Origin of the sequence: Streptomyces sp. NPDC127106 (assembly GCF_042677605.1) — a bacterium.
Lineage (GTDB): Bacteria > Actinomycetota > Actinomycetes > Streptomycetales > Streptomycetaceae > Streptomyces.
The window spans coordinates 58562-85004 of the sequence record NZ_JBHXTC010000001.1 but is presented as its reverse complement, the minus strand read 5'-3'; the positions used below and the strand labels follow the sequence as shown (position 1 = coordinate 85004).

Genomic DNA, 26443 nt, shown 5'->3' with positions numbered 1-26443 from the left:
GGAGAACGGCCACGGGCGCCCCGGCGGCGATGGCCGCGGGGGCGCCCGTGCAGGGTCGGGCCCGTGCCGGTCGGTCAGCTGCCGGCGGAGAGGTTCCCGGAGAGGACCGGGATGTTGCTGAGGATGTGCGAGAGGGTCTCGTCACCCTTGGCCTGGGTGGAGTTCTCGGCGCACTGCTGGTTCATCGGGTTGGACGCGACGTTGACGTCCTGGACGCCGATGTTGGCGAGGAGCGCGAGCAGCGACTGGGCGTTCACCTTCACCGGCAGGGCGATGCACGGCTTGTTGGCGGAGCCCTGGATGAGGGAGGCCTGCGGGCTCATGGCGCCCTCGGTCTTCTGGTTGCCGTAGATCTGGGCCGAGTCGTTGCCGTTGACGGTGTTGACGCCGTTGTCGTTGCCGATGGCCATGGCAGGGGAGGCCAGGGCGGCGCCGGCGCCGAGGATCGTGGCGGCGACGGCGACCGTGTTCGCGGCCTTCTTGAACATGGTGTTCCCTGTTCGTCGTAGGGGGGAGCGGTGTTGCTCGTACGTGGACAGGAACCGTGCCCACAGCCAGAAGTTCCGCTCCTCCACCCGCAGGAGTGATCCGGGTCCCGTGACCGGTCGCGGAGCGGGTCACCGGCCGCCGGGAGAGGAGCCGATCTCCACGACCTGTGCCCATGCGGGCGGCGTGTCCGGCTCGTAGTCGGGGTCCTCCTCCACCTGCCATGCCCTCGGGCCGCGGGGGAACAGGCCCACCACCGTCCGGCACGGCGGCTGGGTGTCCGGCCAGGGCGTCTGACCGTCCGTCAGGACCACGACCACGTCCGGCCGGGGTCTCGCGCGCAGTGCCCTGGCGAATCCCGTCCGCAGGTCCGTGCCCCCGCCGCCGACGAGCGGGATCCCCTCGGCCCGGCACAGCGGGTGCGCGATCCGGGCCGCTGCGTCGCACGGCACGACGGTGACCAGGTCGCGGCGGCCCCCCACGGCGCGGGAGATGGCGGCGACCTCCAGCAGTGCACTGCCCAGTTCGGCGTCGCTGACCGACCCGGAGGTGTCGATGACCACGCTGACCCGGGGCGGTCTGCGCAGCAGGCTCGGCAGGACGGCGCCGGGCAGCGCCGCCGAGCGCCGCGCCGGCCGACCGTACGTGTAGTCGTCGCCCGCCCCGGCCGCGGAGGCCGCCGACCGCACTGCCGCCCCCAGCAACTCCCGCCACGGCTGCGGCGGGTGGAACACCTCCTCCGCCCAGCGCTGCCACCCCTGCGGGGCGTTCCCCGGCCGGCCGGTGATGCCCTGGGCCACCCGGAAGCGCACCGCGTCCTGTTCGTGCGTGCCGAGGCCGTCCGCGCCGTCCGGACCCAGGTCCCACGCGCGTTCCAGGCCGTCGGCGCCGCTGCCGCAGTCCAGCCAGGCCAGGTCCTCGGTGTGCGGCCCCAGCTGGAACCAGCGCAGGTAGTCCTCCATGAGGTGGCCTTCGTCCAGATCCAGGGACTTCGGGTCCGCGGCGCCCGCGGGCCGGGCCAGCCCGTCGCCGAACACGTCGTCGTTGATCTCGAAGTCCGCGGCGATGTTCATGCGCAGCCGGTCTCCCGGGCCGGTCAGCCCGCGCTCCTTCGCGACCCGGTCGCCGCGTCCGTGGTGGTCGCGCAGCAGGTGCGACACCTCGTGCACCCATACGCCGGCCAGCTCCTCCACCGGCGTACGGTCCACGAACGCCGGTGAGACGTAGCACCGCCAGTGCCGGTCGACGGCCATCGTCGGCACCCGCCGCGACTCCACGGTGTGCAGGGCGAACAGGGCCGTCGCCAGATAGGGCCGGGCCCGGACGGCCTGCAACCGGGCGGCGAACAGCTTGTCGCGGTCCAGTCCGCGCGGAGCGTCCGGCAGGTGTGCTGCTCCCGGCGCGCCGCGTGTGCCTCTCGTCCCGGTCATCGGCCGTCCCCGGCTCCGGCGCCGGCGACCGCCGCGACCCGGGCCGCCGCGCGGTCGGCCCGCCGGGACAGGGACACCGCCCCGGCGAGCCGCTCGATCGCCTCCGGAACGTCCCAGTCCGTGCGGCGCAGCGCGGCGAGGCCGGTCGCGGGGACGACGACCAGGTCCGGGGCGCCGGTCTCCATCGCCCGCACGAGCAGCGCCCACGCCGCGTCCCAGCGGGACTTCTCCGGACGTTTGCGGACCGCTTCCACCACCCCGTCGAGCACGGCCTGCCGCTGGTCGCCCCGCTCGGGCAGGACGGCAGCCGCCGGGTCGGCGAGCAGCGTCTCGGGGTCCGGGAGGTCCATCCGGTCCAGGACGGCCAGCAGCTCCAGCCCCGGGCCGTCCCCGACGGCCCCCCTGACCAGCAGGGAGAGCACCTCCCGGGAGGAGCCGGCCGCGGTCGCGAACGCGATCAGGTGCAGGGTCATCTCCCAGCTGCGGGGTGACGGCCAGGCGCTGCCCCGCCGGGTTTCGCTGCTCGGCAGCCGGTGGACGAGCGTGGGGCGGGCGGCGAGGAGCCCGCACACCGCGCGACGGGCGACGTCCACGGCCTCCGGCAGCCTGGCCGGGTCGAGCCGGGGCAGGGTGGCCCGCGGCCAGGTCCCGCCGAGGCCGCGTACGACGACGTCCTGGTCGTGGATCCACTGGAGGTGGACGAACCGGTTGGCCAGCGGCGGGCTCAGCTCCCAGCCGTCGGCGGCCGAGGCCCGCGGATTGGCGGCGGCCACGATCCGGACCCCGGGCGGCAGCTGGAGGGCGCCGATCCGTCGTTCGAGCACGAGGCGGAGCAGGGCGGCCTGTACGGCCGGTGGCGCGGTGGACAGCTCGTCCAGGAACAGCAGCCCCCGGCCGGCCCGTACGAGCCGGACCGCCCAGTCCGGCGGGGCCATCGGGACGCCGTCGCGGGCGGGATCGTCCCCGATGACGGGCAGCCCGGAGAAGTCGGAGGGTTCGTGCACGCTGGCGATCACGGTGGTCAGCGGCAGGTCCAGGGACTCGGCGAGCTGCGTGAGGGCCGCGGTCTTGCCGATGCCCGGCTCGCCCCACAGCAGGACCGGCAGGTCTGCGGCCACGGCCAGGGTCAGGGCCTCCAGCTGTGGGTCGGGGCGGGGTTCGGTGGTGGTGTCGCGCAGGAGGGCCAGCAGCTCGGCGGCGACGCCGAGGGGGGAGGCGGGGTCGGTGCCGGGTACGGCGGAGGAAAGGTGTGAGGACATGTTCGGGTCACCTGTGGGTCGAGTACGCATACGGGTCCGGATGCCGCCGGGGCGCGCTCGGGCGCACCCCGAACCGGCAGCGGCGCAGCGGTACGGGAGGAGTTTCGGGTCAGGCGGAGGCGTGCCGCGGGCGCGGCCGGTGGTTGCGGGGGCGGGAGCGGCCCGGGCGGACGCGGTCGGGTCCGGGGCCGACGAGCCCGGCCCGGAAGAGCCCGTACGTGATGCGCTGCTGCGCGGCCGCCTCCAGGGCGTCGCGCAGCGGGCCGCTGCGCAGGACGGCGTCGGGGCCCAGTAGTGCTTCGACGACGGCCAGCGCCCCGGCGGTGTCGCCGTGGTCCAGGCGTTCGCGGACACCGGCGAGGCAGTCCGGGCGGCGGTGCGCCTCGTCGATGGCCTGGAGGCAGGGCAGCGGTGGCCCGCCCAGCGCGACGAGCAGTTCCTCGCGCCGGATCTGCTCCGGCTCGTGGTCCAGCGGCGCGAGGACCCCGTCGACGAAGCCGATCCGGTGCCGCGAGCCCCGGCATTCGACGAGGCGCGGCCGTCCTGCCGGGTCGACCGCGGTCCGGGGCGGCCCGGCCGGCGCGGACGCACTTGCCGGTACGAGCGCCGCGGCGACGAGCGGGTGGAGCCGTTCGGCCTCGATCGCACCGGACCGGAGCAGTTCCAGGTCGGGTAGCGTCCAGGTCGCCGCGTCGGGCAGGACCGGCAGTGCGGGCCCGCCGCGGTCCGGGACCGCAGCGGACACGCGCAGCACGGGCGGGCCTGCCCCGATGGCGCCGGCCCCGGCCACGGCCGGCCCCGGCCCCGGATCCGGCTCCAGCACCAGCCGCTGCCGGCCTCCGAGGCGTACGGCGACACCGCCGCCGGTCCGCCCCTCGGCACGGAGCAGGATCTGCGCCTCGGCCGCCCACCGGTCGACGGCGCAGCGCCGCCCCTGCGGCACCGTCCCCGCCGGGAGGGGCCCCACAGCGGGATCCGCCGAGCCGCCGTCGGGGGGAGGCCGGTCGGCCCCGGACCGGAGCCGCAGCTCACCGGCGCGCCGCGCATCCCACAGGTGCCGGTGCAGGTCGAGGCGGAACCGTTGGCTGGGTCGGGGGTGCGGATGGCGTCCGGCACCGGTGTCCAGGGCGGACCCGGAACCGTCCCACAGCGCGAGGCTGATCCGCTGGCCGGCATCGGCCCAGGCGGGCGGGGTCCGCACTACGAGGTACACGGGCCGCTCGCCGTCCTGCCCACCGGCACCGTACCGGGCCAGGGGCACGGTCAGGCCCGGTCGCAGCAGCCCGTCGGGAGCGATCCGCGGCATGTGCCAGCGCAGCAGGTCGGGAGCCAGCCGGCGCAGATCGGCCCGGATCAGGGAGGCGAGCTCTTGACCCCGGGCACGCGCCACGGCGCGCAGTTGGAGATCGACGTCGAAACCCGAGGCGGCACAGGCCCCCGCCCAGTCCCCGGCGCGGCGGCGGGCGGTCGCGGTCTCGATCATGGAGGGCGGCACGGCGTACTCGCGCACGCGCAGCCAGAAGGAAGTACGGGAATCCCCGTTCACGGTGTGAGTGGCCATCAGCACTCACCTGACGTGGACGGGACCCCCAATCTGTCAACACAGTGAGTGGTCATCGCGGTGATCGTAACGCACCCGCCCCGCTGCTGCCAGGCAATTTCCCGGCCGGGTACGGCCGTTGCGCGCCGGGCGGCGCAGCGGGCGCGTTGCGGGGTCTAGGGTGGCCGCCATGTCCGCGCCCGAACTGATCCGCATCGTGTCCCGCGACTCGCCCATGGCCCTCGCCCAGGTGGAGCGCGTCCGCCGGGAACTGGCCGTGCTCCACCCGCACACTGCCACCGAGGTCGTCGCCGTCAAGACGACCGGGGACAAGTGGATGGGGGACCTCGCCGCCGTCGAGGGCAAGGGCGCCTTCACCAAGGAGGTGGACGCCGCGCTGCTGGCCGGAGTGGCCGATCTGGCCGTGCACTGCGTCAAGGACGTCCCGGCGGACCGTCCCCTGCCCGCCGGCACCGTCTTCGCCGCGTTCCTGAAGCGCGACGACGTCCGCGACGCCCTCGTCCATCCCGCGGGTCTGACCCTCGACGAGCTTCCGGCCGGCGCGCGCATCGGCACGTCCTCCGTCCGCCGGACCGCCCAACTGGCCGCGAGCCACCCGCACCTGAGCTGCGTGCCGATCCGCGGCAACGCCAACCGCAGGCTGGACAAGCTCGCGGCGGGCGACGCCGATGCCCTCCTCCTCGCCGTGTCGGGCCTGGAGCGGATCGGCCGCCGGGACGCGATCAGCGAGGTCCTGTCACCGCAGCGGATGTGCCCGCCGATCGGCGCCGGCATCCTCGCCCTCCAGTGCCGCGAGGACGACGCCGCGCTCATCGAGGCGGTGAGCGGCCTCGGTGACCCGGTCACGCACCGCGAGGCCACCGCCGAGCGCATGCTCCTGCACGTGCTCCAGGGCCACTGCAACGCACCGATCGCCGGACACGCCTCCACCGAGCGCGACGGCGAGCTCGCCCTGTACGCGAAGGTGTTCACCCCGGACGGCAAGCGGGTCCTGCGGGCGCACGAATGGGCCGGACCGCTCGACCCGGCCACGCTCGGCACGTCCGTCGCCGTGGCCCTGCTCCGCCAGGGCGCGCGCGAACTGATCGACGGGATCCCCCACTGAACCCCGACGGGCCCCCGGACCGTGCCACGGCCAGGGAACCGGCCGTGGAGGAAGCGGTCAGCCGGTGAGCCGGTTCCATGCGGAACGGGTGGCGCCGAAGCCGCTCTCGTGCACCCAGACGTGGGTGCAGCCCGGGCATTGCAGGTGCAGCAGGCTGCCGGTGTTCGTCAGCAGGTACCGCCAGTGCACCGAGCACGTCCGCCGCGTCTCGCACGGCTCGCAGCCGCGGGCGTCGTCGCAGTTCGGGCAGGCCACCCACGCCCGGCGGCCCGGGTCGGCCTGCGGATCAAGCGGGAGCACGGCCGCCGCCTTCGCGCCGGGGGAGCACTCCGGCCGCGACGAGGTCCTCGTACACCCGCTGCTGCTCGGCGTCGAGGCCGGAGTACAGCAGGTCGTACGCCTCCTCCTCGCCGCGCATCACCTCGACCGGGTCCCAGTCGGGCCCGAGCGCGTCGAGGATCTGGGCGCGCCGCAGCAGCTCGTGCGCGGCCAAGTCGAGGTCGAAGCCGGTCGTGCCCGGGCCGTCAGGTATGCCGGCGGGGTCGTGGGGCAGGTCGTGGGGGGCCATACCTCAGGAACTTAGGTAAGCCTTCTTTCCCGGGTCAAGGGAGGGTGTGCGGAGTCACAGCCCCGGGTCGGTGGCCGGACGGCGCCTGCCGGAACCCGGAACGGGGTAGGGACGGGCCGGTGCACATGCGGGCAACCCGGCCCGGGCGGGGTGTCCGGGCGGTGTCGGAGGAGGGAGGGCACGGTGGCGGGGGAGGGGAACGCCTCGGCGCGGTGGCGCCGGCTCGGTCGTGCGGGGCCGGAGCTCGCGGCGGCGGCCCTGACGCTGACCGTGGCCGCGGTCATGGCCCTTGCGGCCGTCGGGAACCTGACGGACTTCGGGACGAACCGGCAGTTCGTGCGGCACGTCCTGGCGATGGACACCACGTTCGAGGATCCGGACCTGATGTGGCGCGCGATCGACTCGCCGGCGGTGCACACCACCGTGTACGTCCTGATCATCGGGTGGGAGTGCGCCGCCGCGGGCGTGCTCCTCCTGGCGGTGGCCCACTGGGCGCGGGGGCTGCACCGGCGGGACTGCGCGCGGGCGCGGGCCCTGAGCACCGTCGGCCTGGTCATGGTCGTGCTCCTCTTCGGGCTCGGCTTCGTGGCCGTCGGAGGGGAGTGGTTCGTGATGTGGCAATCCGCGGACTGGAACGGGCTGGACGCCGCGCACCGGAACCTGATGCTGGCGGTCTCGGCACTCCTGAGCATGTACGTCCGCCCGGCCGGTCCTCGCTAGGGCACCGGCCGCGGGCAGGCGACGGGAGGCGGGCGCGGCCGGCTCAGTGAGGTGCGCCGGGCCGTGCCGGCCCCAGTCCGGCCCCCAGTACGAGGCAGACCACAGTGGCGGCGGCCCCGGCGGCGGGCACGATCACCCCCGCGGCCGGCTGCCCGGCGAGGCTTCCGGCGACGAGGCTGCCGATCGCACTGCCCACCCCCATGGACTGGACGAGCCACGCGTTGACCTCGTTGGCACGGCACGCGGGGGCGCGCCGGCCCAGGGCCAGGAAGGCGGAGCCCACCACCGGCGTGAGGAACAGCCCGGGCACGGTGACCGCGGCCACGGCTCCGACACCCGGATGCGGACCGTCGAGGCAGGCCAGCGGGATCCACCCCGCGCAGAACGCGGCCGCGGACAGCCGCAGCGTCCGCAACGGCACTCCGCGCCGGGTGCCCCGCCCGTATGCCAGGCCCCCGAGGAACGCGGATGCGGAGAAGGCGGCCGGGATCAGCCCCGACAGGGCGGGCCAGTGCAAGGTGTCGGCCGCGGAGACGGCCCACACGTTCATCGAGCCGATCGCCGCCCCGGTCCCGGTGAGCGCGAGGTACAGCGTGACCATGTCCCGGGTCGGCAGGGGCGCGGCCGGGCCCCCGCGCGGGACGGGCGCGGGCGCGGCCCGGCGGCGGTGGAAGGGCGAGGTGAGGACGAGGAGGGTGCCGGCCAGGCTCGCCAGGCCGGTCGCCGCGACGGCGGCCGCCGGGCCGTGAGCCGCGGCGAGGGCGCTGGTCAGCAGCGGTCCGGCGACGTAGAGCAGCCCCTGGGAGCCGATGTCGATGCCCAGGGCCGTCCGCTGCTGCTCGGGGCCGGCGAGCAGGGCCGGCCAGAGGGTTCGCAGACTCGTCTCCAGCGGTGGCGTGCAGGCCCCCGCGACGACCGCGGCCGCCGTGGCGGAGAGGAGGTCCGCCCCGGGCCCGCACACCAGCAGCCCCAGGCAGCCGGCGTGGAAGGCGGCCAGCGGGCCGATCGTCCGGACGCACCCGTACCGGTCCAGCAGCCGTCCCTTGACCGGCTGGACGAGGGCCGAGGCCAACACGTACACGGCGCTGAGCAGACCGCCGAACGCGACCGATCCCGCCGCCTGCGCGGCCCACAGGACCAGGGCGAGGGGCGCCATGCCCGACGGCAACCGCCCGAGCAGGGCGCCGGCGAGCAGCCTCGCGACGTGCGGCGTCCTGAGGACCACGCCGAGGGTGGGCAGGTCGGCGGAGGGGGCGGCCGGGGGAATGGGTCAGCCTTCCCGCGCCGGCAGGGGGTCCGCAGGGCCCGGCATCGCTGCTGCTCCTTCCGGAGGCGGGGAAGGGGGATGCCTCCGTCCGGAAATTCTTCGCGGCCGCCGGGGCGTCCGGGAGCCACCACAGCCGTGATCACCCGAACGGACGCCCGGGATCAGCTTCCGGGGGCCATGTCGTACGTGACCCACATCGTCCGGCTGGCCACCTGGTCGTACTTGCCGCGCGCCCGGTAGTTGTCGTCGGCGGTGATCCAGCGCACCACGCTCCAGCCGCGCTCGGCGGCGATCTCGCGCAGTCGGCCGAGCAGCAGGTCCGCCGCGCCCGAGCCACGGCCGGCGGGGGCGACGAAGAGGTCGTCGAGGAAGCAGCCGACGGTGGCCGACAGGGGCCGGGCGAACGGCCGGTAGTGGGCGAGGCCGACGAGCCGGCCCTCGGCGTCCTCGGCGACGAGGCCCTGCACCTCGTGGTCGGGGTCGTTCAGCCACGACCACACCCGGCCGGCCATCTCCTCGGTCTGCTCGACCCGGTAGAAGTCGGCGTACCCGCGGTAGAGGGCGCGCCACGCCGCGAAGTCCTCCGCGCGGACCGCGCGCACCTTGATTCCGGCCGACATGGCCCCACACTCCCCGGTTCGAGACGACGGACGCACCCGCACGGGCCCTTCTCGATGCCGGTGCGGTGCCAGGAGACGATCATCCGGGAGACGCACCCGCCCGGGCTGCCTCCGGGGTGTCGAAAAGCGCTGCTCCCGATGTGCCGCGCCGGACAATGCGCCGAAGCCGCCCACCGTGCCCGGCCCACGCCCACGGCCGCGGCGCGTCCGGGGACCGAACACGGCGCGGCCGGGGTTTTTCCTTGGACAACGGCCGCTGCGTCAGCGATGGTTGCGCGATGGAGCACAAGATCACAGTTGCCCCGGGAATCACCCTGTGGGTCGAGGAACACGGCGATCCGGCCGCCCCGCCCCTGCTGCTCGTCATGGGGGCGAACGCCTCCGGCCTGGCCTGGCCGGACCCCCTCGTGGCCGCCCTCGCCCGCCGCCACCGCGTCATCCGCTACGACCACCGCGACACCGGAGCCTCCACCTGGAGCTTCGACGAGCATCCGTACCCCGTCACCGACCTGGCCGGCGACGCCGTCGCCGTACTGGACGCCCTCGGCGTCGACGCGGCCCACGTGGTCGGCATGTCCATGGGCGGCCTGCTCACCCAGCTGCTGCTGCTCGACCACCCGGACCGGATCCGCACGGCCACCTTCATCGGGGCCATGGCCCTGGACGGCGGCCCCGCCGGGAGCGACATCGCCCCGGAGGTCCTGGCCGTGTGGAACACGATGGCCGAGCCGCGCGACCGGGCCGCCGAGCTCGACTGGCGGGTGGAGCACTGGCGGGTCCTCAACGGCGGGGACATCCCCTTCGACCCCGAGGAGTTCCGGCGGTCGGAGGAGCGGATCATCGAGCACTCCGGGCGTCACGACTCGCCCACCGCCCACGCCCGGGCCGGTACGGAAGGCCTCGACCGGGCACCGGAGTTGGCCGCCGTCACCGTCCCCGCCCTGGTGATCGACTCACCCCGCGACCCCGTCGCCGGGACCGCCCACGCACGGCACTTGGCCGGCCTCCTCGGCCGCGCCCGGGTGGCCACCGTCCCCGGCCTCGGCCACGCCCTGCCGGAGTCGGCCGTACCGCAGCTCGCCGAGCTGATCCTCGAACACACCGCCCAGGGCGGCTGAGCCGCTCACCCGTCCGGGCCACGGGCGGATCGATTCGGCTGGGGCCGGACGGATGACCGGGCCCGCGGCAGCGTGTCCCGGTGCCCCGCCCCGGCTACAACGATGCACGTCGGCGGGCGGTTCCCGCACCGGGGCCGGCACCCGTGCCGGCCCCGGTGCGGGAGGCCGTCGCGCCAGCCGAGCCGAGTCCTGGGAGACGTGCATGCCGACCGGCCAGTGGACCGACGAACTGCTCACCCCGACGCGGAAGGCCGGCGATCCGCTCGCCGACGCCGCGATCGAGGAGGTCTACGCACTCGGTCGGGAGGGCGAGGTGCGCACCGCCCTCCTCGGGACGGGCGAGAACAGCGACACCGTCCCCTCCGGGCTCCCGCCGAAGCTGCAGCAGTACTTCGAGCAGAGCGCCGTCCTGCCCGCCTGGGCCGACCCCGCGCTCATCGATCGCGGCCATGACCTGCTCGGGCGCTATCGGGGCCACATCTGCACCACCCTGCTGTGCGCCTCGCTGCCCCTGTGCTACGGCTGCGCGAACGGGGCGCAGGTCCTCGACCGCTCCACCCGCCTGACCACGGGCGTGTACCGCCGGCTGATGGAGACCGCCCAGTTCGTGGTCGACGTCCTCGACGCCGGCGGTCTCGGCCCGCACGGGCGCGGGCTGCGCTCGACGCAGAAGATCCGGCTGCTGCACGCCACCATGCGCTACCACGTCTCCCGGCTGGAGGACTGGGACACCGCCTGGGGCCTGCCCGTCAACCAGGAGGACCTGGCCGGCACGCTGATGAGCTTCTCGGTGGTCGTTCCCCAGGGCCTGGCCCGGCTCGGAGTGGACCTCCCGGTCGAGGACCGGGACGCGTACTTCCACATCTGGCGGGTCATCGGGCACGTCCTCGGCGTCGACGAGCGGGTCAACCCCGTCGCCTTCGAGGGGGGATCCGCGCTGATGGGCACCATCCTGCGCCGGCAGCAGCGCCCGTCGCAGCCGGGGACGGCCCTGACCAAGGGCGTCCTGGACTTCATCAGGGAATGCCTGCCGGGGCCGGCGTTCGCCGGGGTCGGGCCGACCCTCGTCCGCCACCTGGCCGGCGACCGGGCCGCCGACGTCGTGTCCGTCCCGCCCGGGGACTTCACCAAGCTCGCGCTGGACGCGCAATCGCTCCTCGGCTGCGGCCACGGCACGGCCGGGGACACGGTGCCGCTGGCCGCCAAGGCCTCCGACGTACTGGGGCTGGCCGTCCTGAAGCAGGGGCTGCGCCTGACGAACAAGGGTCGCCGATACCAATGGCAGGTCCCGACCGGCCTCACCCCCGCCTCCTCCTGACCCGCCCGGGGTGCGGCCGGCCGACCGGTCGACTGCTCCCCGGGGCTCCGTCAGGGCCGGATGCCGTCGCAGGCGATCCACAGGTGGCGCGGCCCGCGCAGGACCGCGTTCTGCCGGTAGGGCGGCGGGTCCTCCAGCAGGCGCGGGTTCTCCAGCCGCCGGGCCAGCTCGCTCAGCGCCCGCTGCGCCTCCAGCCGGGCCAGCGGGGCGCCGAAGCAGCTGTGGATGCCGCTGCCCAGGCCCAGGTGCTGGACGTCCTTGCGGTCCGGGTCGAAGCGGTCCGGGTTCTCGAACCGCTGCGGGTCCCGGTTGCCGGCGGCCAGCATCAGCCACATCGGGGACCCCTTGGGGATGGTCACCCCGCGCACCTCGATGTCGACCAGCGGAGTGCGCTGCGGCAGCATCTGCACCGGCGGCTCGAACCGCAGCAACTCCTCCACCATCGGCACCACCAGCCCCGGTTCGGCACGCAACCGCTGGAGGGTCTCCGGGTTGCGCAGCAGCGTCAGCATGCCGTTGGTGATCAGGTTGACGGTGGTCTCGTGGCCGGCGATCAGCAGCAGCGCGGCCGTGCTGAGCAGCTCCATGGTGGACATGGCCAGGTCGCCGTGGCCGACGGCCAGCTGGGACAGCATGTCGTCCTGCGGGTTCTTCCGACGCTCCTCGATCAGCCCGGCCAGGTACATGCCGAGTTCCATCCGGGCGTCGTGGATGACCTTCTCCCGCGCCTGCGCGTCCGCGTCCGGATCCGGGTCCAGGCTCGCCGCGAGGGTGTCGGCCCACACGTGGAACCGGGCCTCGTCCTCGCGCGGCACGCCGAGCAGCCGGCAGATCATCGTCACCGGGAAGGGGTACGAGAACTGGTCGACGACGTCGATGCGTTCGGTGCCCTCGCCGCTCCCGGACGTCCCGTTCGCGATGTCGTCGATCAGCCCCTTGACGGTGTCCTCCAGGTCCCCGCGCATGTTCTCGATCCGGTGCGGCGCGTGCGGCGGCCCGAACGGGCGGTTGGTCAGCCGGCGCAGCCGGTCGTGCTCGGGCGGGTCCAGCTTCAGGAAGCTGGGCGGCAGGGCCCCGCCCTCGCCGCCCTCGTCCTCGTCGCCCAGCGGGTCCGCTCCGCCCGCCGTCCGGTTGCGCGCGTCGGAGCTGAGCCGCGGGTCGTGCAGCAGGCCGCGGATCTCGTAGTACGTGCTGACCACGTACGGCCCCTCGCCGTCGTGGTAGACCGGCGTCTTGCGCAGCTCCTCGTACAGCGGATACGGGTTGGCGCGGTGGGCGTAGTCCAGGATGTCGGTCAGGATGCCTTGCTTCATGGCGGTTCCTCCGGAGGGCGCGCGGGTCGGTCAGTGCCCGGCGGGGGTGAACGTCATCCGCCGGTCGGCCGGCGAGTATCCGCTGAGGGTCACGGTCGGTCCGTGCGTGGGAACCGACGGGTCGGGGAAGTCGGCGTCCATCGGTTTGCTCCCCTCGGAGCGCCGGTCCATGGTCGGGAACGGCGGCGGGAACGGCGCGGTCAGCTCGATCTGCTTCTCGTAGAACTCCAGCCAGCGCGCGTTGTCGAAGGTGACGGCACCGATCACCCGGCCCTGGTACCCGTACACCCCGGTGAACCGGCGCTCGGCGAGCGCACCCTGAGTGATCATGATCTCGGTGCCCATGGACGGCACGCCGACGGACTTGATGTTCACGCCGAACTGGGAGGACCAGAACGCCGGCACCCAGATGTGCGGACGTCGGTCCGCGCTCTCGCTGAGCATGTTGTGGGCCGCGGTCTCCGCCTGGCAGACGGCATTGCCCCAGTGCTCCAGCGACAGGAACTGGTAGCCGAACAGCGGGTGCGGGGAACGGGCCACGTCACCGGCCACGAAGATGTCGTCGGTGACGATGCCCATGATGTCGAAGGCCCGGCAGCCCGCGTCACAGGCGATGCCGCGCGGACCCGCGCCCAGCCCGGAGCCCATCACCCACTCGGTGTTGCGCTGCGCACCGAGGCAGACGACGACCACGTCGCACTCCACCGTGGCGCCGTCCGACAGGTGCGCGGCCCGGACCCGCCCGGTGGAATCGCCCTCCAGCCCGGTCACCATGACCCCGGTGCGCAGGTCCACGCCGTGCTCCCGGTGGAGTTCGGCGGCCACGTCGCCGATGACCCCGCCGAGCGCGCCCACCAGCGGGGCGGAGCCGCGTTCGGCGACGGTGACCTCGATCCCGCGCTCACGGCAGGCCGAGGCGATCTCGGACCCGGTGAACCCGGCTCCGATGACCAGGACCCGGCGCGGTCCCGCGTCGAACCGCCGGGCGAGCGCCGCCCCGTCGTCGCGGGTCCGCAGGACGAACACCCCGTCGAGTTCGGCCTCCGCCGGGTTCGGCCAGGGTCGGGCCCGCACCCCGGTGGCGATCATGAGCCGGTCGTACGGCACCTCGTCGCCGTCGGCCAGCTTGACCCGCTTCCCCGCCATGTCCAGGCCGCTCGCCGCCACGCCGAGTCGCCACTCGGCGTCGATCGCGCGGCGGCGGGGGAGCGTCGTGCGTTCGGCGGCCGACTTGCCGAGCAGCACCTGCTTGGACAGGGGCGGACGGTCGTACGGCTCGTACGGCTCGTCACCGATCATGGTGAGCGAGCCCTGGAACCCCTTCTCGCGGAGGGTTTCGGCGGCCCGCAGGCCGGCCAGGGAGGCACCCACGACGACGATCCGGCCGCTGCTCTTGAGCTGCTCCAGCGCCGTGTCAGGCATCGGAGCCCTCCAGGTCCTCGACGAGGATCGCCTGGACGGGACAGGCCGCGGCGGCCTGGGCCACGCGCTCGCGCTGGGCGGCCTCCGCCTGCGGATCGTAGAGAAGTCCCTCGTCCCCGTGCATCGCGAAGACGTCGGGTGCCAGGAAGGCGCACTGCGCGTACCCCTGGCACCGGTTCAGGTCGACGACAAGCCTCAGCAAGGTACGGTCCTTTCGGTGGCCCCCTCGGCTCCCCGGCCCAGCTTGGGGGACACCGCCGGGCACAGCCCGTCAGGCGGAGCCGTCGGAGTGACGTGCGCGCTGCGGCCCGCGCCGGGCGACGCGCAGCACGTACAGGCTGATGACCAGGGCCCACCCCGGGAAGACCAGCTCCGACCAGGGCACGGAGGCCCCCACCACCAGTAGGACCAGCCCGACGAGGTACCCGAGGGCGTTCAGCGGGCGCGGGAGGACACCCAGCCTGCGCCCGATGGCCGAGGTGGCGAAGACGAAGACGGCGGCCATCCGCATGGCGTACGTGGTCAGCAGCGTGTACGCGAAGTGGCGGCCGAAGGCCTCCGGCTCGGCCGCGGCGAGCACCGTGCCCGCCGCGGCGGTGGCGCCGAACAGCGCGGCCACGAACACCAGCCCGCTGCCCAGGAACACGGTCGCGAGGAACCGGTCCTCGGCCTCCCCCGTGTGCTCCCGCAGGGCCCCCATGAACCACAGGAAGGCGATGCCGGCGAACGGGACCATGTGGACCGCAGCGGTCAGCGCGGTCCGCCCGTCCTCGTCCAGGACGAGGTCCTCCCCGGCGGCTCCCGAGGGCAGCGCCGTCCGGACCAGGACGATCGCCGCTCCCAGCAGCACGGCGAAGGCCACCCCGGCGGACCCCGCGGCCCGCGGTGTGCTCAGACCGCTCTCCCGGGACCTGCCCGGCACGTGTTGTCTCATCCCCCCAGCAAGCCGCCCCGGCCGCCCCGCTGCCAGCGGGACCGCCCGCCCGGGTGATCCGGCGGCTGGCGGGCGGGCGGGCTGGCTGGCTGGCACGGCCGGACTCCGTGCCCTCTTGGCAGCCGTCCTCGGGGGCGTCGTGATCCACGCGCACACCGACCCGCCCGACGACCCGTCGCCGGAGGATGACGGTCGCTGGCGTCGCGGCCGCGGCTCAGTAGACGAGCTTGTACGTCACGTCGTGCGGCACCGGCTCCGGTGCGGCCTCGGGGTAAACCAGGCGGATCACGGTGAAGCGGTGCGTACCGGGCTGGTCGGACCACGGCTGCGGGTGGCTGAGGGTGACCTGCACCGGGTACGGGCGGAACCGGCCGGCCGCGCAGTACGGGCGGCAGTCGTTGACCATGTCGGTGCCGGTGGCCCTCGCCGTGGTCGGGCCCCAGGTGTGCCAACGCAGCCCGACGAGGCGGTTGTTGCCGTCGCCGCAGGCGAGCAGGTACTCGTCGGGGCGCACCTGCGGCTCCTCGAAGCAGTCGACGACCACGAGCGGTGCCGGCGCGGGGACAGGGGCGGAACCCGGTGCGGGTCCCGGTCCCGCTGCGTGCGCGACCGGCACGGATGCGACGGCGAGTGCGGCTGCCGCGCACAGGAGTGCCGCGGTCCGTGCCCGGGCGGCGATGGCGCCGGTGCGTCGACGGGTGCCCGCTGTGTCCACGAGACCCCTCCTTGCCCTTGCGTGCCGCCGCGGCGACGGCTGTGCCGCGGCCACCGCCAGCTTCCCCCATCGAAGCCCGGCCCGCACCCGCAGGACGTCGGGAGCTCCGGGCCCTGCCGCTTCCGAGAGCTCTTCCGGGAGCTCTTCCGGGAGGCCCGTCGGGGCGGCGAACCGCACCGATCCGGTCAAGCTGGATGGCCGTTCGGTGAACCGCGCGCGGCCGACAGCAGGTCAGGAAGCCGCATCCAGTACGTCGGCGCCGCCGTTACGTCCCGTCGGCGGCCGGCTACGCAGGGGTCGTACCGCGCGTGAGCTGGCCGAACGTCCGGTCGGTATCCGATATCCGAACGTCGTGTCCGTAAATCGGTGGTGCATATGCGACCCGCCTTCACGTCCGGCAGACTCGGCCACGCCGAAACGCGATATCGCAAGAAAGTATCGCGCTCAACCTTTGAATCGAAAGTTGGTCCTGTCGTGCGTTACCGCTTCGCTGCCGTCCCCGCCGCCGCCCTCCTCTGCGTGGCCGGCGCCACGGGCATCGCGGAGGCCAAGCCCGCAAGCCTGTACGCCCCGTCCGCCTTGGTCTTCGCCGTCGCCAAGGGGGACGACCCCGCCACCGCGACCTTCCTGCGCGCCTCCACCCTGAGCTGCGCGCCGAGCGCCCAGGGAACGCACTCCGACCCCAAGGCGGCCTGCGCGGCGCTGAAGTCCACCGACGGCAACCTCGACCGCCTGCTGTCCGCCCCGAACCCGGACCGTGCGTGTCCGATGCACTACGACCCGGTCACCGTGACCGTCGACGGTGTGTGGGAGGGCGGCCACGTCGCCTGGAAGAGCACCTTCTCCAACACCTGTGTCATGAACGCGACCCTGAACGGCAGCCCGGTCTTCGTGTTCTGATCCCCCCGCACCCGGCCCGACCGCCACGGGCCGGACCCTCCCCGCGCGCCGGAACGCAAACGGCCGACGGCGGCAGGGCGACCGGCTGCACTACGCCGTCACCCACCGCCCCCGGCCGTCCGAGTTCATCCCCGCCCTCACCGGCGCAGATCACCGGGGCGCGGCACCGAGGAGCCGGAGCGCTGTGCGGACCCGCTCCTCACCAGTAGTGTCTGCGGCCCGCCACGGCGTGCCCGGCCGCACCGAGCACCCACAGCACCACGCCAATCAGAACGAGGATCAGGCCGAGCGTCCACAGGATCGAGATCCCGAACACCAGGCCGATGATCAGCAGAATCACTCCGAGCACAATCACGAGAACCTCCTCGCCCCCCTACGGGACTCCCTGCGTCTACCACCGATCGGGCGCGGCATGCCTGCCGGTTGAGGGAATCCCTTTCCCGCGGGAGAGGAGGCCGGGCCTCACTGCTCCTTGAGCACCGAGAGGATGTTGCCGGCGGGGTCCTTGAACCAGGCGATCTCGGGGCCGCCGCCGTTCTCGCGGGCGATCCCCTTCTCGTCCTGGTCGAAGCCCTCGTAGCGTTCGAACGCCACTCCCCGCTCCACCAGGCCGTCGACCGCCGCGTCGATGTCCGGCACGGGGAAGTTCAGCACGGTGAACGTGGCGGGCTCGTGGTCGTCCTTCGGGTACAGCAGGACGTCGTTGCCGCCGGCCAGGTGGAGGAAGAGCATCCCGCCGTCCTCCGAGACCCGCAGCCCGAGCGTCGAGCCGTAGAAATCCTTGACGTCCTCGATCCGCCGTACCGAGAAGCCGCTGAATGCCCTGCTGTCCGCCAGCATGGCGCATCCCTCCTTCGGGTTCGGTTCGTCCTTCGGGTCAGGTCCGGCCACAGAGGTGCGGCCCTCCTCGTCCATCGTCCCTCCGGCCCGGGGCGCGCGCACGGCCTCCGCGCCGGGCATCTCGACCGTTCGGGCGGGGGCGAAACGACGCGTTCGGGGACAGGAGTTCCCCACCCCGCGCGACAGTCGGAAGCATCATGATCGCCCGGCCGCCCGGGCGATTTCGGCGGGGACCGGACACGGCCCGGCCGGCGGGCCACAATGAGGAGGGCCGGTTGGGGGCAGGCTGGGGAGGGCACTGATGGGCCGGATTCTGCGTATCGCCATACCGGGGTCTGGGGAACATCGGTGTCAGATCGTGCGCTAAGGGTTCTCCGGTCCGGTTGTGGCTTTGACCTGGGGTGATTGAGCGTCGGAGCCTTCGATGGTCGTTGTTTTCGATCTTCGGAGAGCTGTTGTGGCGGTCGAGTTCCTGACGGATGAGCAGGCGGCCCGGTACGGGTCGTTTCACGAGGTGCCCTCGCGGGCGGAGCTGGAGCGGTACTTTTTCCTGGACGACGCGGACCGGGAGGCGGTGCAGGCCAAGCGCCGGGCTCACAACCGGCTGGGGTTCGCTGTCCAGCTCACGAGTGTGCGGTTCCTGGGCCGGTTCATGCCGGATCCTCGGCAGGTGCCGGCGGAGGTGGCCGAGTACCTGGCCGAGCAGTTGGAGATCGCGGATGCCTCGTGCCTGAAGCTGTACGGCGAGCGCGACGGTACGGCCCGTACGCACGCCGGGGAGATCCAGGAGTCCGGAGGGTGGCGGGACTTCGCCGAGGTCCGCGAGGAGCTGGTCGCGTGGCTGGACGCGCGGGCGTGGACGACCGGCGACGGGCCGAAGGCGTTGTTCGACGCGGCGGCGGGCTGGCTGCGCGAGGGCCGGGTGCTGTTGCCGGGGGCGAGCCGGCTGGCCCGGCTGGTGGGCACGGTGCGGGAGGCGGCGAACCAGCGGTTGTGGGACACGCTGTACGGGCTGCTGAACGTCGGTCAGCGGGCGGTGCTGGACTCGCTGCTGACCGTCCCGCCCGGAGAGCGGGTCTCGGAGCTGGACCGGCTGCGACGCGGCCCGGTACGGGTGTCGGGCCCGCAGATGAAGTGGTCGCTCCAGCGCGTGGAGGAGATCGCCGCCCTTGGCATGGGGGACCTGGACGTCTCGGCGATTCCGCCGCGGCGACTGGCGGAACTGTCCCGGTACGGGGTGGACGGCAAGGCGTCGCTCCTGCGCCGTCACGGCGATTCCCGCCGGCTCGCGACCCTGCTGGCCACCACGGTCTACCTGACGACCCGGGCCGTCGATGACGCGCTGGACCTCCTGGAGGTGCTGATCGCGACGAAGCTGCTGGCCAAGGCCGAGCGCGAGACCGTCAAGGAGAAGATGAAGACGCTGCCGCGCGTCGAACGGGCCTCAGCGAAGCTGGCGACCGCGTTCCAGGTCGTCTTCGACACCACGAGCGAGCTGGTCGACACCGACACCGGCGAAGTCACAGGGCCGGCGGTGGAGTCGTTCGAGGCGATGTGGGAGCGGATCGAGGCGGTCGTGCCCCGGCACGAGCTGGCCGCCGCGATCGCCGCGCTGTTCGAGCTGACCCCGCCGCTGGACTCGGACGCGGACGAGGCGTGGCGGTCGATGCTGGTCAGCCGGTTCGGCACTGTCCGGCCCTTCCTCAAGCTCCTGGTCTCGGTCGTCGACTTCGGCGCCGCCCCCGAGGGCGAGGCCGTGCTGGACGCGCTCAAGTCGCTGCCGGACCTCATGGGTCGCAAGAAGGTCGGCCCGGCCGAGATCGACACCAGCCTGCTGGTCGGCTCGTGGCGGCGCCTGGTGCTCTCGGCTCCGCACCTGGAGCTGGGCACGGTGGACTGGAAGGCGTACACCTTCTGCGTCCTGGAGCAGCTGCACCGGATGCTGCGGAGCAAGCAGGTGTTCGCGAAGAACTCCTCGAAGTGGGGCGATCCGCGGGCGAAGCTGCTGGCCGGTGAGGCGTGGGAGCAGGCCAGGCCGACCGTGCTGGCCTCGCTCGGGCTGCCCGGGGAGGCGGGCGAGCACCTTGCGATGCGGGCGGCGCTGCTGGACGGCACGTACCGGGAGGTCGCCGGGCGCCTGCCGGACAACGCGCAGATCGTCTTCGACGACGACGGCCGGCTGCACTTCGCCGCACTGGAGCCGGAGCCCGAACCGGCCACCCTGCTTGATCTGCGGGCCGCGGTGAACGCGATGCTGCCGCGCGTGGACCTGCCGGAGGTGCTGCTGGAGGTCTTCTCGTGGACCGGCGCCGACCAGGCGTTCACGTCGGTCACCGGCGGCGAGGCCAGGCTGAGAGACCTGCACGTCACGATCGCCGCGCTGCTCGTCGCCCACGGCTGCAACGTCGGCTACACCCCCGTGATCGGAGGGGCCGACGCGCTGAAGTACGGGCGGCTGTCCCACGTCGACCAGACCTACCTGCGGCTCGCAACGTACCGGGCCGCGAACGCCACGCTGATCGAGCACCAGGCGTCCATCGGCCTCGTCAGCGCGTGGGGCGGCGGGCTGGTCGCCTCGGTCGACGGGATGCGGTTTGTCGTGCCGGTGCCCTCGGTGTACGCGCGGCCGAACCCGAAATTCTTCGGCCGCCGGGGCGGGGCAACTTGGCTGAACATGATCAATGATCAGGCGGCGGGTCTGGGCGGGAAGGTCGTGGCCGGCACCCCACGCGACTCGCTGTACGTGCTGGACGTTCTTTACGACCGCGACGGCGGCCGCCGTCCGGAGATGATCGTCACCGACACCGCCTCGTACTCCGACATCGTCTTCGGCCTGCTCACCCTCGCCGGGTTCGCGTACGCCCCGCAGCTCGCCGACCTGCCCGATCAGAAGATGTGGCGCATCGACCGCACGGCCGACTACGGCGCCTTCCAGGACGCGGCCCGCGGCCGGATCGACCTCGCCCGCATCGAGCGGCACTGGGAGGACATCCTGCGGATCATCGGCTCCATCCACACCGGCGCCGTCCGCGCCTACGACGTGATCCGGATGCTCTCGCGCGACGGACGGCCCACCCCGCTCGGCGACGCGATCGCGCACTACGGACGGATCGCGAAGACCCTGCACATCCTGCGCCTGGCCGACGAGCCCGGCTACCGCCGTCAGATCAAGGTGCAGGCCAACCTCCAGGAAGGCCGTCACGCGCTCGCCCGGAAGATCTTCCACGGCCGGGCCGGGCAGCTCTACCAGCGCTACCAGGACGGGATGGAGGACCAGATTGGCGCCCTTGGTCTCGTCCTCAACGCCCTGGTCCTCTTCAACACCCGGTACATGGACGCCGCCGTCACCCAGCTCCGCGCCGACGGCTTCGATGTCCGGGACGAGGACGTCGCGCGCCTCTCGCCGTTCGTCCGGCACCACGTCAACATGTTGGGCCGGTACTCCTTCCAGCTCCCCGACCTGCCCGGCGGCATGCGGCCCCTCCGCGACAAGAACGCCCCCGAGGACGAATGACGGCCTGGCCGCCACCCTGCTTGAGACTCCGGGCGATCGGCGGTGTGCATCACTCGGAGCGTCCCGGCCAGGCCCAGGTGGAGACGCGTGGTCGGACGAGCCGCGAGCCCCGTTGTGGTGGACGGATTCCGCGCGCTGCTCAGGCCGTGGGCGTCTGCGCCGCCCGCAGGGGTGTGGTTTGATCCGCTCGGCGACGCCGCTGGCCATAGCGGGTCAGCCCCCTGGGTTTGAACACCGACAGCCCGGCTGCGGTCAGCAGGACCACGATCGCGGCTGCGGCGTCGGCGACCAGCTGGATTCGCATGCCCTCAAGCTCCCTTCCTGACAGGGCGGCGCGGGCGGCGGCGTCGGCCAGGTGTCCGACCGGCTGCATGTGCACCAGAAGCAGGAGGGTGGCCAGCACGGTGACCAGCAGCTTCGCGATCACCCAGTAGTGCCGCAGCAACCCCCACACCGTGCCCAGCGACTGCACCACTCCGGTGACCAGCGTGGCAACGCTCAGCGGCACGATCACCCACCAGCCCACCAGCTCCATCGCGACGTACGCCCCCCGCATCGTCTGCAGCGAGGCGCTGGTCAGCCCGGCGACGGCGAGTGCGAGGAAGGCGGCCACCGCACCCAGCCAGCCGAGCGAAGCAGTCACATGCGCGGTCAGGACGGTCTTGCGGAGCGCGGGCGAGAAGAGGCTCACGGCGCGTGCCCCACCATGCCGCCGCCGGCCAGGTGCACGATCACGAACACGACGACCGCGGCTATGGCGATCGCTGCGGAGATCTTCACCCAGCGCGGCGCACCTTCCTCCTCGCCGGGTTCGCCGGAACGATGCGGTGACGCAGACATGACGCCCTCCAGGCGGTGCGACAGCTTTTACGAGACACCTTGTCTCTATCTCTTGCATAGCGTATCGCTCGTGGACATCCGTATCCTGGGTGGGTGCCGAAGCTGTGGAACGAGACCATCGACGCGCACCGCCACGCAGTGCGGGAGGCCATCCTCGACGCGGCCGCCGAGCTCATCGAGAGCGGCGGCCTGCGGGCGGTGACCATGTCGCAGCTCGCCGAACGCGCCGGCATCGGACGCGCCACGCTCTACAAGTACTTCCCCGACGCCGAAGCCGTCCTCGTCGCCTGGCACGAACGGCAGGTCGACGCCCATATCCGCCAGCTCGCCGAAGCCGCACACCGCCCCGGCACCGCCGCCCAGCGCCTTGCGGCCGTCGCGGGGGCCTTCGCCGCACTGGCCGCGCAGCGGCACGGCGGGGAGCTCGCCGCCCTCCTCCACCAGAGCGCACACGTCAACCACGCCGAGCAGCACCTGACCCACATGCTCGAAACCCTCATCACCGAGGGTGCCCAGGCAGGCGACCTGCGCGACGACGTACCGGCCCCGGAGCTCGCCGCGTACTGTCTGCACGCCCTGACCGCCGCCTCCGCCCTGCCGTCCCAAGCCGCGGTCGACCGCCTGGTCACCCTCACCCTCGGCAGCCTGCACCCCGCTCCCTGAAGGGTATGGAGGACCAGCTCACCACCGACCCGCCCCGGCTCTCACCGCATCTGTTCGACCACCCTCAACTGCGCACTCAGCGGCGGCTGTCGCCCGGTGCAAGCAGGCTGGTGAGCTCGGCGATCGCTTCCGGGGACGGCTTGAAGTACCGGCGGACGTTCTCCGGCTTCTTGTGCCGGGACTTCGCCATCAGCATCAGCAGCGACGCTCCCTGTTCGCCGAGGTGGGTCAGGGAGGAGTGGCGGTACTCGTGCAGATCCCAGCCGGTGCCCGGCCCGCGTACGGCCGTGTGCTCGTCCAGCAGGGCACGGGCCTGCCCGTACGACAGCCGGGCGAACCCGGTGTCGGGGCAGACGTCGCGCGGGCTGGCGACTTTGCCGGGGCCGGGCTTGCGGTGGGTGACGAACACCGGCCCGCGGGTACGGCCCTTCAGCAGCCGCGGCAGAAGCCGGGCAGTGCCGGCGTCCCAGTACACGGTCTCCAGCACGTAGTCGTCGCGGGCCTGGCCCCGGCGGCGGGCCTTCGTACGGGCGCCCTTCGCCTTGACCGGGCAGCGGCGCCCGGCGAAGTCCAGGTCCTCGATGTTGACGCCCAGGATCTCCTCCGCGCGGCCGGACGTCTCGTAGAGCATCCGCCACAGCGTCTTCTCCCGAAGGTGCACCTCGCGCCGGGCGATCAGCCGGTCGATGGCCATCTTCGAGCGGGCCGGGGTCTCGGAGTCCGGCACCGCCAGCCGCTTCGCCCAGGCCGGGACCGCCGGCCCCTCGTAGCCACGCTCCCGGCACCAGCCGAGCCAGGACAGCACCCCGGCCCGGCGGGAGTTCCAGGTGTTGACCGCCGAGGTGCCCCAGAGCAGTTCGAGGGCCTCGCCGATCTCGTCGTCCGCGACCGACGCCAGCGGCCGGCCCTCGCCGATTCGCTCGGCGGTCTTGCCGACCCCGATCCCGTAGTTCCGGACCGTGTTCGGGTTTCCGAGCGATTCGAGGAACACGTCGGCCGCCGCCCGGACGGTCAGCGCCTTCCCGGTCGGCAGCTGTGCAACGCTGGGCACCACTTACCCCTTGCCGCAGATAACAGGGCCGCTTCACGTAGCAGCCGGAGAACGTCACCGCAGGTGACGGATCAAGCTACCGCAGATATTGGGGTGTTATCTGAGGGACGACTTCAGACCGGCCCCGGAGCCGACACCCCCGTCAGCCGCCCACCAGGGTCGACGAAGGCTTAGCGCACGATCTGACACCGATGTTCCTCAGCCCCCATACCCGCGGTACTGGTGTTGCTCGTGGTGCTCGCACCGCTGTACGCCCCGTACTTCAGCACGATCGTGGTGTGGGAGCTGCGGAAGGCGTTCGCCCGGCTGGCGCCGGCCGCGGTGGCGGTCGCGGGGCTCGCCGTCCTGCCGTGGCTGGTCAGCCGAACACGTCGCACGAACCGTGGCGCGCCGGCGGGCGACGGGGTGAAGACCCTCGGCTGCCTGGGCGCCGTCGCCGGGCTGGCCTTCGCGGTGGCGTGGCTGGTCTACGGGTCGTACCTGCAGGACCGCGCCTACATGGCCGGTGCGCAGATCGTCGCCGAGCCGGTGCCCGACTTCGCGGCCCGGTCGCCGTACCTGGTCGGCAAGGCGCAGGCCGCCCCTCATCTGGGCGATGTCACCGGTGAGATAGCAGACATCACCTATCTGCCCGACGCGGACAGGTTCGCCACCCTGGTGGAGCGGCGCGGCTGGCTGACCGGGTACGAGGTCGGCCTCGTCCAGGAGGTCCCGCTCGGCGGCACCGGCCGCGCCCAGCAGCGCTGCGCCTTCGACGTCGGCGTGGCGGACGCGCGGATCGGCGGCTGGTTCGGCCACAACCTGGGCCGGAAGATCTCCGCCAGGGAGCGGTGGGTGCGCTTCGAGGCCTCCGACGCCTACGTGACGTGCTCGGGGGACACCCCCCTCGTGGTCGTCCCCCTCAAACGACAGACCGGGATCCTGGTGGTGACGGAACGCCCCGCCGGAGTCGCCCTCTACAACGGGCGGACCGGACAGCTGGCCCTCACCACCGACACGGTCGACGTCCCCGGACCCTCCTATCCGACGAGTCTGGCGGCCCGGCAGCGGGAGGCGACCGCCGCGGTCGGCAGCTTCGCCGACTGGTGGTTCGAGCGCAGCGGTTGGGACGCCTCCGAGGACGGCGCCAACGAGGGCAACGAGTCGGAGTTCACCCTGCGGCACCGCGACGGGTCGGGGGGCAGCGCGTACGTCACCCCGCTCACCCCACAGGGCGAAGCGAGCTCCGTCGTGGCCGTGGCGACGGTCCCGACCCGGCACCGGGGCACCGGACTCGCCCCGCTGACCGTCCACCGGCTCGACCCCACCTGGCCCTCGCCGAAGGCGATCGTCGCCCTGGTCAAGGCCGAGTACCGGGACGTCTGCTGCTACAACGACGACCAGGTGTTCGAGGTCGTGCCCACCGGCGGCACCACCTGGACCGCCACCATCGGCAGCGAACAGAACATCCGCTACCGGGTGGAAGGCAGGGGCCAGGTCGGCGGCCGCGAGGTGTCCTGCCTGAAGGCCGCCGACGGCGCCCTCATCCGGTGCGCGTACGCGGCCCCCGGCTCGCCGGAGGAGCAGGAACTGGGGCGCCGCGAGGACGGCAAACCGAAGGAACGGGCTCCGGACGCGCCGCCGGACGTCGGAGACCTGACCGCCTACACCCCCGAGCAACTGGCCGAACTCAACCGCCGGGTGAACGAGGAGGTCAACCGCCGCCTCAAGGGCGGCAGTCAGTAGCGGCGGCCACGGGTCGGCCGTCAGCCGCCGTCCAGTACGTCACGCAGGGCCCGGGCGAACGCCTCCGGGTCCCCGTGCTGGCCGTACTCGCCGCCGAGGAAGCCCCCGTGGTGGCTCGGGAACAGCGTCAGCCCGATGCCCAGCCCGTCCGCGACCCGCGCCGCGGCCCGGGCGGGGAACTGCCCCTCCGACTCCTCGCCCGCCACGACGACGATCCGCGTCCCGGCCGCGCGCAGCGCCGGGAAGTCCGGCCGGTACGAGGTGCAGCCGCGCATGTTCTGTCCCAGCAGCGGGTCCCCGCGCGAGCCGTCGTCCTCGGACGGCAGCCCGAAGTCCGCCGGGTTCGGGACGGGTTCGTCCCGCCAGTTCTCCTGGAAGGGGCCCGTTCGCATGGCCGTCGCGAGGAACTTGGCCATCGCCGGCCCCATCCCGTCGCGCAGGTAGGTGGTGTGGATGTCCTCGCACACCGCCAGCGCCGCCTCCCGGTCCGGCAGGACCTGCGCCGTCGGCGGCTCGTGCGCGACGAGGGTCCGCACCAGCTCCGGGCGGCGCGCGACCAGGGCCAGACCGTTGACGGCGCCGCCGCTGCTGGCGAACACGTCGACCGGGCCCGTCCCGGCGGCCTCGATCACCCGCCGCAGGTCCTCGGCGTGCTCCTCGGGCAGGGTCTCCGCCGCGCCGTCGGTGCGGAGGCTTCGGCCGGCGCCCCGCGGGTCGTAGGTGATGACGGTCCGGTCGGTGAAGTACGACGCCAGCGTGCCGAACCCGGCGGCGTCCATCGGCGAGCCGATGAGGAACAGGGCGGGCGGCCGGCCGGCCACCCGCCCGGCTCCGGCGTCCGCGCCGTGCCGCAGGTCGTACGCGACCGTGGCGCCCGTCGATTCCAGGGTGCGGGTCACGATCTCGGTCATGGTGGGCTCCTCCGGGTCGGTGCAGTGACGAAGGACAGACCGAGCAGGCCGCCCGAACTCATCGCTCTCCGCGAAGGTTCTTCCGGGGAGGACGCAGCACGGGCCGGGCTGTTGCGGGGCCACCCCACCGTCGCCCGTGACCCGCCCCGCCGCCCGGTTCCGG

General features: G+C 73.3%; 26 protein-coding genes. 8 read left to right on the top strand and 18 right to left on the bottom strand.

The window, feature by feature from the left end:
- Positions 1–74: 74 nt before the first annotated feature.
- The 4 genes from ACFVGY_RS00370 to ACFVGY_RS00355 form a co-directional block, all read right to left on the bottom strand.
- On the bottom strand, positions 75–488 hold the full coding sequence (locus ACFVGY_RS00370; protein WP_385669819.1) for a rodlin: 414 nt from the start codon (positions 486–488) through the stop codon (positions 75–77).
- 129 nt (positions 489–617) lie between these two features.
- Positions 618–1916: a VWA-like domain-containing protein gene (locus ACFVGY_RS00365; protein ID WP_385668564.1), complete on the bottom strand. Its 1299-nt coding sequence runs from the start codon at positions 1914–1916 to the stop codon at positions 618–620.
- The gene (locus ACFVGY_RS00360) at positions 1913–3175 is read right to left on the bottom strand and encodes an AAA family ATPase (protein WP_385668561.1); all 1263 of its coding nucleotides are present in this window, start codon (positions 3173–3175) and stop codon (positions 1913–1915) included. The genes ACFVGY_RS00365 and ACFVGY_RS00360 overlap by 4 nt, the downstream gene beginning before the upstream one ends.
- Positions 3176–3284: 109 nt before the next feature.
- Positions 3285–4736, bottom strand: coding sequence for a hypothetical protein (locus tag ACFVGY_RS00355; protein WP_385668558.1), 1452 nt, complete (start codon positions 4734–4736; stop codon positions 3285–3287).
- Positions 4737–4905: 169 nt separating this feature from the next.
- Between ACFVGY_RS00355 and hemC the strand changes: the two genes are divergently transcribed.
- On the top strand, positions 4906–5841 hold the full coding sequence (gene hemC / locus ACFVGY_RS00350; RefSeq protein ID WP_385668555.1) for a hydroxymethylbilane synthase: 936 nt from the start codon (positions 4906–4908) through the stop codon (positions 5839–5841).
- Between the two features lie 57 nt (positions 5842–5898).
- Here the strand turns inward: hemC and ACFVGY_RS00345 are convergent, their stop codons facing one another.
- The gene (locus ACFVGY_RS00345) at positions 5899–6141 is read right to left on the bottom strand and encodes a hypothetical protein (RefSeq protein ID WP_385668552.1); all 243 of its coding nucleotides are present in this window, start codon (positions 6139–6141) and stop codon (positions 5899–5901) included.
- Complete coding sequence (locus ACFVGY_RS00340; RefSeq protein WP_385668549.1) at positions 6128–6409, bottom strand: DUF6400 family protein; 282 nt, start codon at positions 6407–6409, stop codon at positions 6128–6130. The genes ACFVGY_RS00345 and ACFVGY_RS00340 overlap by 14 nt, the downstream gene beginning before the upstream one ends.
- A 183-nt stretch (positions 6410–6592) precedes the next feature.
- Between ACFVGY_RS00340 and ACFVGY_RS00335 the strand changes: the two genes are divergently transcribed.
- Positions 6593–7129, top strand: a complete 537-nt coding sequence (locus ACFVGY_RS00335; RefSeq protein WP_385668546.1) for a DUF2165 domain-containing protein — start codon at positions 6593–6595, stop codon at positions 7127–7129.
- Positions 7130–7172: 43 nt separating this feature from the next.
- Here the strand turns inward: ACFVGY_RS00335 and ACFVGY_RS00330 are convergent, their stop codons facing one another.
- On the bottom strand, positions 7173–8354 hold the full coding sequence (locus ACFVGY_RS00330; protein ID WP_385668543.1) for an MFS transporter: 1182 nt from the start codon (positions 8352–8354) through the stop codon (positions 7173–7175).
- A gap of 203 nt (positions 8355–8557) precedes the next feature.
- The gene (locus ACFVGY_RS00325) at positions 8558–9016 is read right to left on the bottom strand and encodes a GNAT family N-acetyltransferase (RefSeq protein ID WP_385668540.1); all 459 of its coding nucleotides are present in this window, start codon (positions 9014–9016) and stop codon (positions 8558–8560) included.
- Positions 9017–9294: 278 nt separating this feature from the next.
- On the opposite strand from ACFVGY_RS00325, the gene ACFVGY_RS00320 reads away from it, so the two are divergent.
- Both ACFVGY_RS00320 and ACFVGY_RS00315 read left to right on the top strand, forming a co-directional pair.
- Positions 9295–10134 (top strand): alpha/beta fold hydrolase, encoded by an 840-nt coding sequence (locus ACFVGY_RS00320; protein ID WP_385668537.1) that lies wholly within the window; start codon positions 9295–9297, stop codon positions 10132–10134.
- 202 nt (positions 10135–10336) lie between these two features.
- On the top strand, positions 10337–11452 hold the full coding sequence (locus ACFVGY_RS00315; RefSeq protein WP_385668534.1) for an oxygenase MpaB family protein: 1116 nt from the start codon (positions 10337–10339) through the stop codon (positions 11450–11452).
- A 50-nt stretch (positions 11453–11502) separates the two neighbouring features.
- On the opposite strand, the gene ACFVGY_RS00310 is transcribed toward ACFVGY_RS00315, so the two are convergent.
- From ACFVGY_RS00310 to ACFVGY_RS00290, 5 genes are all read right to left on the bottom strand, one after another.
- A complete protein-coding gene (locus tag ACFVGY_RS00310; protein WP_385668531.1) occupies positions 11503–12765 on the bottom strand; it encodes a cytochrome P450 in 1263 nt (420 codons plus the stop codon).
- A 30-nt stretch (positions 12766–12795) separates the two neighbouring features.
- Positions 12796–14187 carry an NAD(P)/FAD-dependent oxidoreductase gene (locus ACFVGY_RS00305; RefSeq protein WP_385668528.1) on the bottom strand — a complete coding sequence of 464 codons (1392 nt, stop codon included), beginning with the start codon at positions 14185–14187 and terminating at the stop codon, positions 12796–12798.
- Complete coding sequence (locus ACFVGY_RS00300) at positions 14180–14386, bottom strand: ferredoxin (RefSeq protein WP_385669817.1); 207 nt, start codon at positions 14384–14386, stop codon at positions 14180–14182. The genes ACFVGY_RS00305 and ACFVGY_RS00300 overlap by 8 nt, the downstream gene beginning before the upstream one ends.
- A 72-nt stretch (positions 14387–14458) precedes the next feature.
- Positions 14459–15109, bottom strand: coding sequence for a hypothetical protein (locus tag ACFVGY_RS00295; RefSeq protein ID WP_385668526.1), 651 nt, complete (start codon positions 15107–15109; stop codon positions 14459–14461).
- Between the two features lie 226 nt (positions 15110–15335).
- Positions 15336–15836: a hypothetical protein gene (locus ACFVGY_RS00290; protein WP_385668523.1), complete on the bottom strand. Its 501-nt coding sequence runs from the start codon at positions 15834–15836 to the stop codon at positions 15336–15338.
- Positions 15837–16310: 474 nt separating this feature from the next.
- Between ACFVGY_RS00290 and ACFVGY_RS00285 the strand changes: the two genes are divergently transcribed.
- Positions 16311–16736 carry a subtilase-type protease inhibitor gene (locus ACFVGY_RS00285; protein WP_385668520.1) on the top strand — a complete coding sequence of 142 codons (426 nt, stop codon included), beginning with the start codon at positions 16311–16313 and terminating at the stop codon, positions 16734–16736.
- 199 nt (positions 16737–16935) lie between these two features.
- On the opposite strand, the gene ACFVGY_RS00280 is transcribed toward ACFVGY_RS00285, so the two are convergent.
- The gene (locus ACFVGY_RS00280) at positions 16936–17091 is read right to left on the bottom strand and encodes a DUF6131 family protein (protein ID WP_385668517.1); all 156 of its coding nucleotides are present in this window, start codon (positions 17089–17091) and stop codon (positions 16936–16938) included.
- 107 nt (positions 17092–17198) lie between these two features.
- Positions 17199–17576, bottom strand: coding sequence for a VOC family protein (locus ACFVGY_RS00275; RefSeq protein WP_385668514.1), 378 nt, complete (start codon positions 17574–17576; stop codon positions 17199–17201).
- Between the two features lie 457 nt (positions 17577–18033).
- On the opposite strand from ACFVGY_RS00275, the gene ACFVGY_RS00270 reads away from it, so the two are divergent.
- Positions 18034–21090, top strand: a complete 3057-nt coding sequence (locus ACFVGY_RS00270) for a Tn3 family transposase (protein WP_385668511.1) — start codon at positions 18034–18036, stop codon at positions 21088–21090.
- A 139-nt stretch (positions 21091–21229) separates the two neighbouring features.
- Here the strand turns inward: ACFVGY_RS00270 and ACFVGY_RS00265 are convergent, their stop codons facing one another.
- Complete coding sequence (locus ACFVGY_RS00265) at positions 21230–21781, bottom strand: hypothetical protein (protein WP_385668508.1); 552 nt, start codon at positions 21779–21781, stop codon at positions 21230–21232.
- Positions 21782–22023: 242 nt separating this feature from the next.
- On the opposite strand from ACFVGY_RS00265, the gene ACFVGY_RS00260 reads away from it, so the two are divergent.
- Positions 22024–22593 (top strand): TetR/AcrR family transcriptional regulator, encoded by a 570-nt coding sequence (locus ACFVGY_RS00260; protein WP_385668505.1) that lies wholly within the window; start codon positions 22024–22026, stop codon positions 22591–22593.
- A gap of 76 nt (positions 22594–22669) precedes the next feature.
- Here ACFVGY_RS00260 and ACFVGY_RS00255 read toward each other — a convergent pair whose 3' ends face one another.
- Complete coding sequence (locus ACFVGY_RS00255; RefSeq protein ID WP_385668502.1) at positions 22670–23644, bottom strand: tyrosine-type recombinase/integrase; 975 nt, start codon at positions 23642–23644, stop codon at positions 22670–22672.
- A gap of 231 nt (positions 23645–23875) precedes the next feature.
- Here ACFVGY_RS00255 and ACFVGY_RS00250 point away from each other — a divergent pair, with 231 nt between their 5' ends.
- Positions 23876–25369 (top strand): hypothetical protein, encoded by a 1494-nt coding sequence (locus ACFVGY_RS00250; RefSeq protein WP_385668499.1) that lies wholly within the window; start codon positions 23876–23878, stop codon positions 25367–25369.
- A 20-nt stretch (positions 25370–25389) separates the two neighbouring features.
- Here ACFVGY_RS00250 and ACFVGY_RS00245 read toward each other — a convergent pair whose 3' ends face one another.
- Positions 25390–26280: an alpha/beta fold hydrolase gene (locus ACFVGY_RS00245; protein ID WP_385668496.1), complete on the bottom strand. Its 891-nt coding sequence runs from the start codon at positions 26278–26280 to the stop codon at positions 25390–25392.
- Positions 26281–26443: the final 163 nt, after the last annotated feature.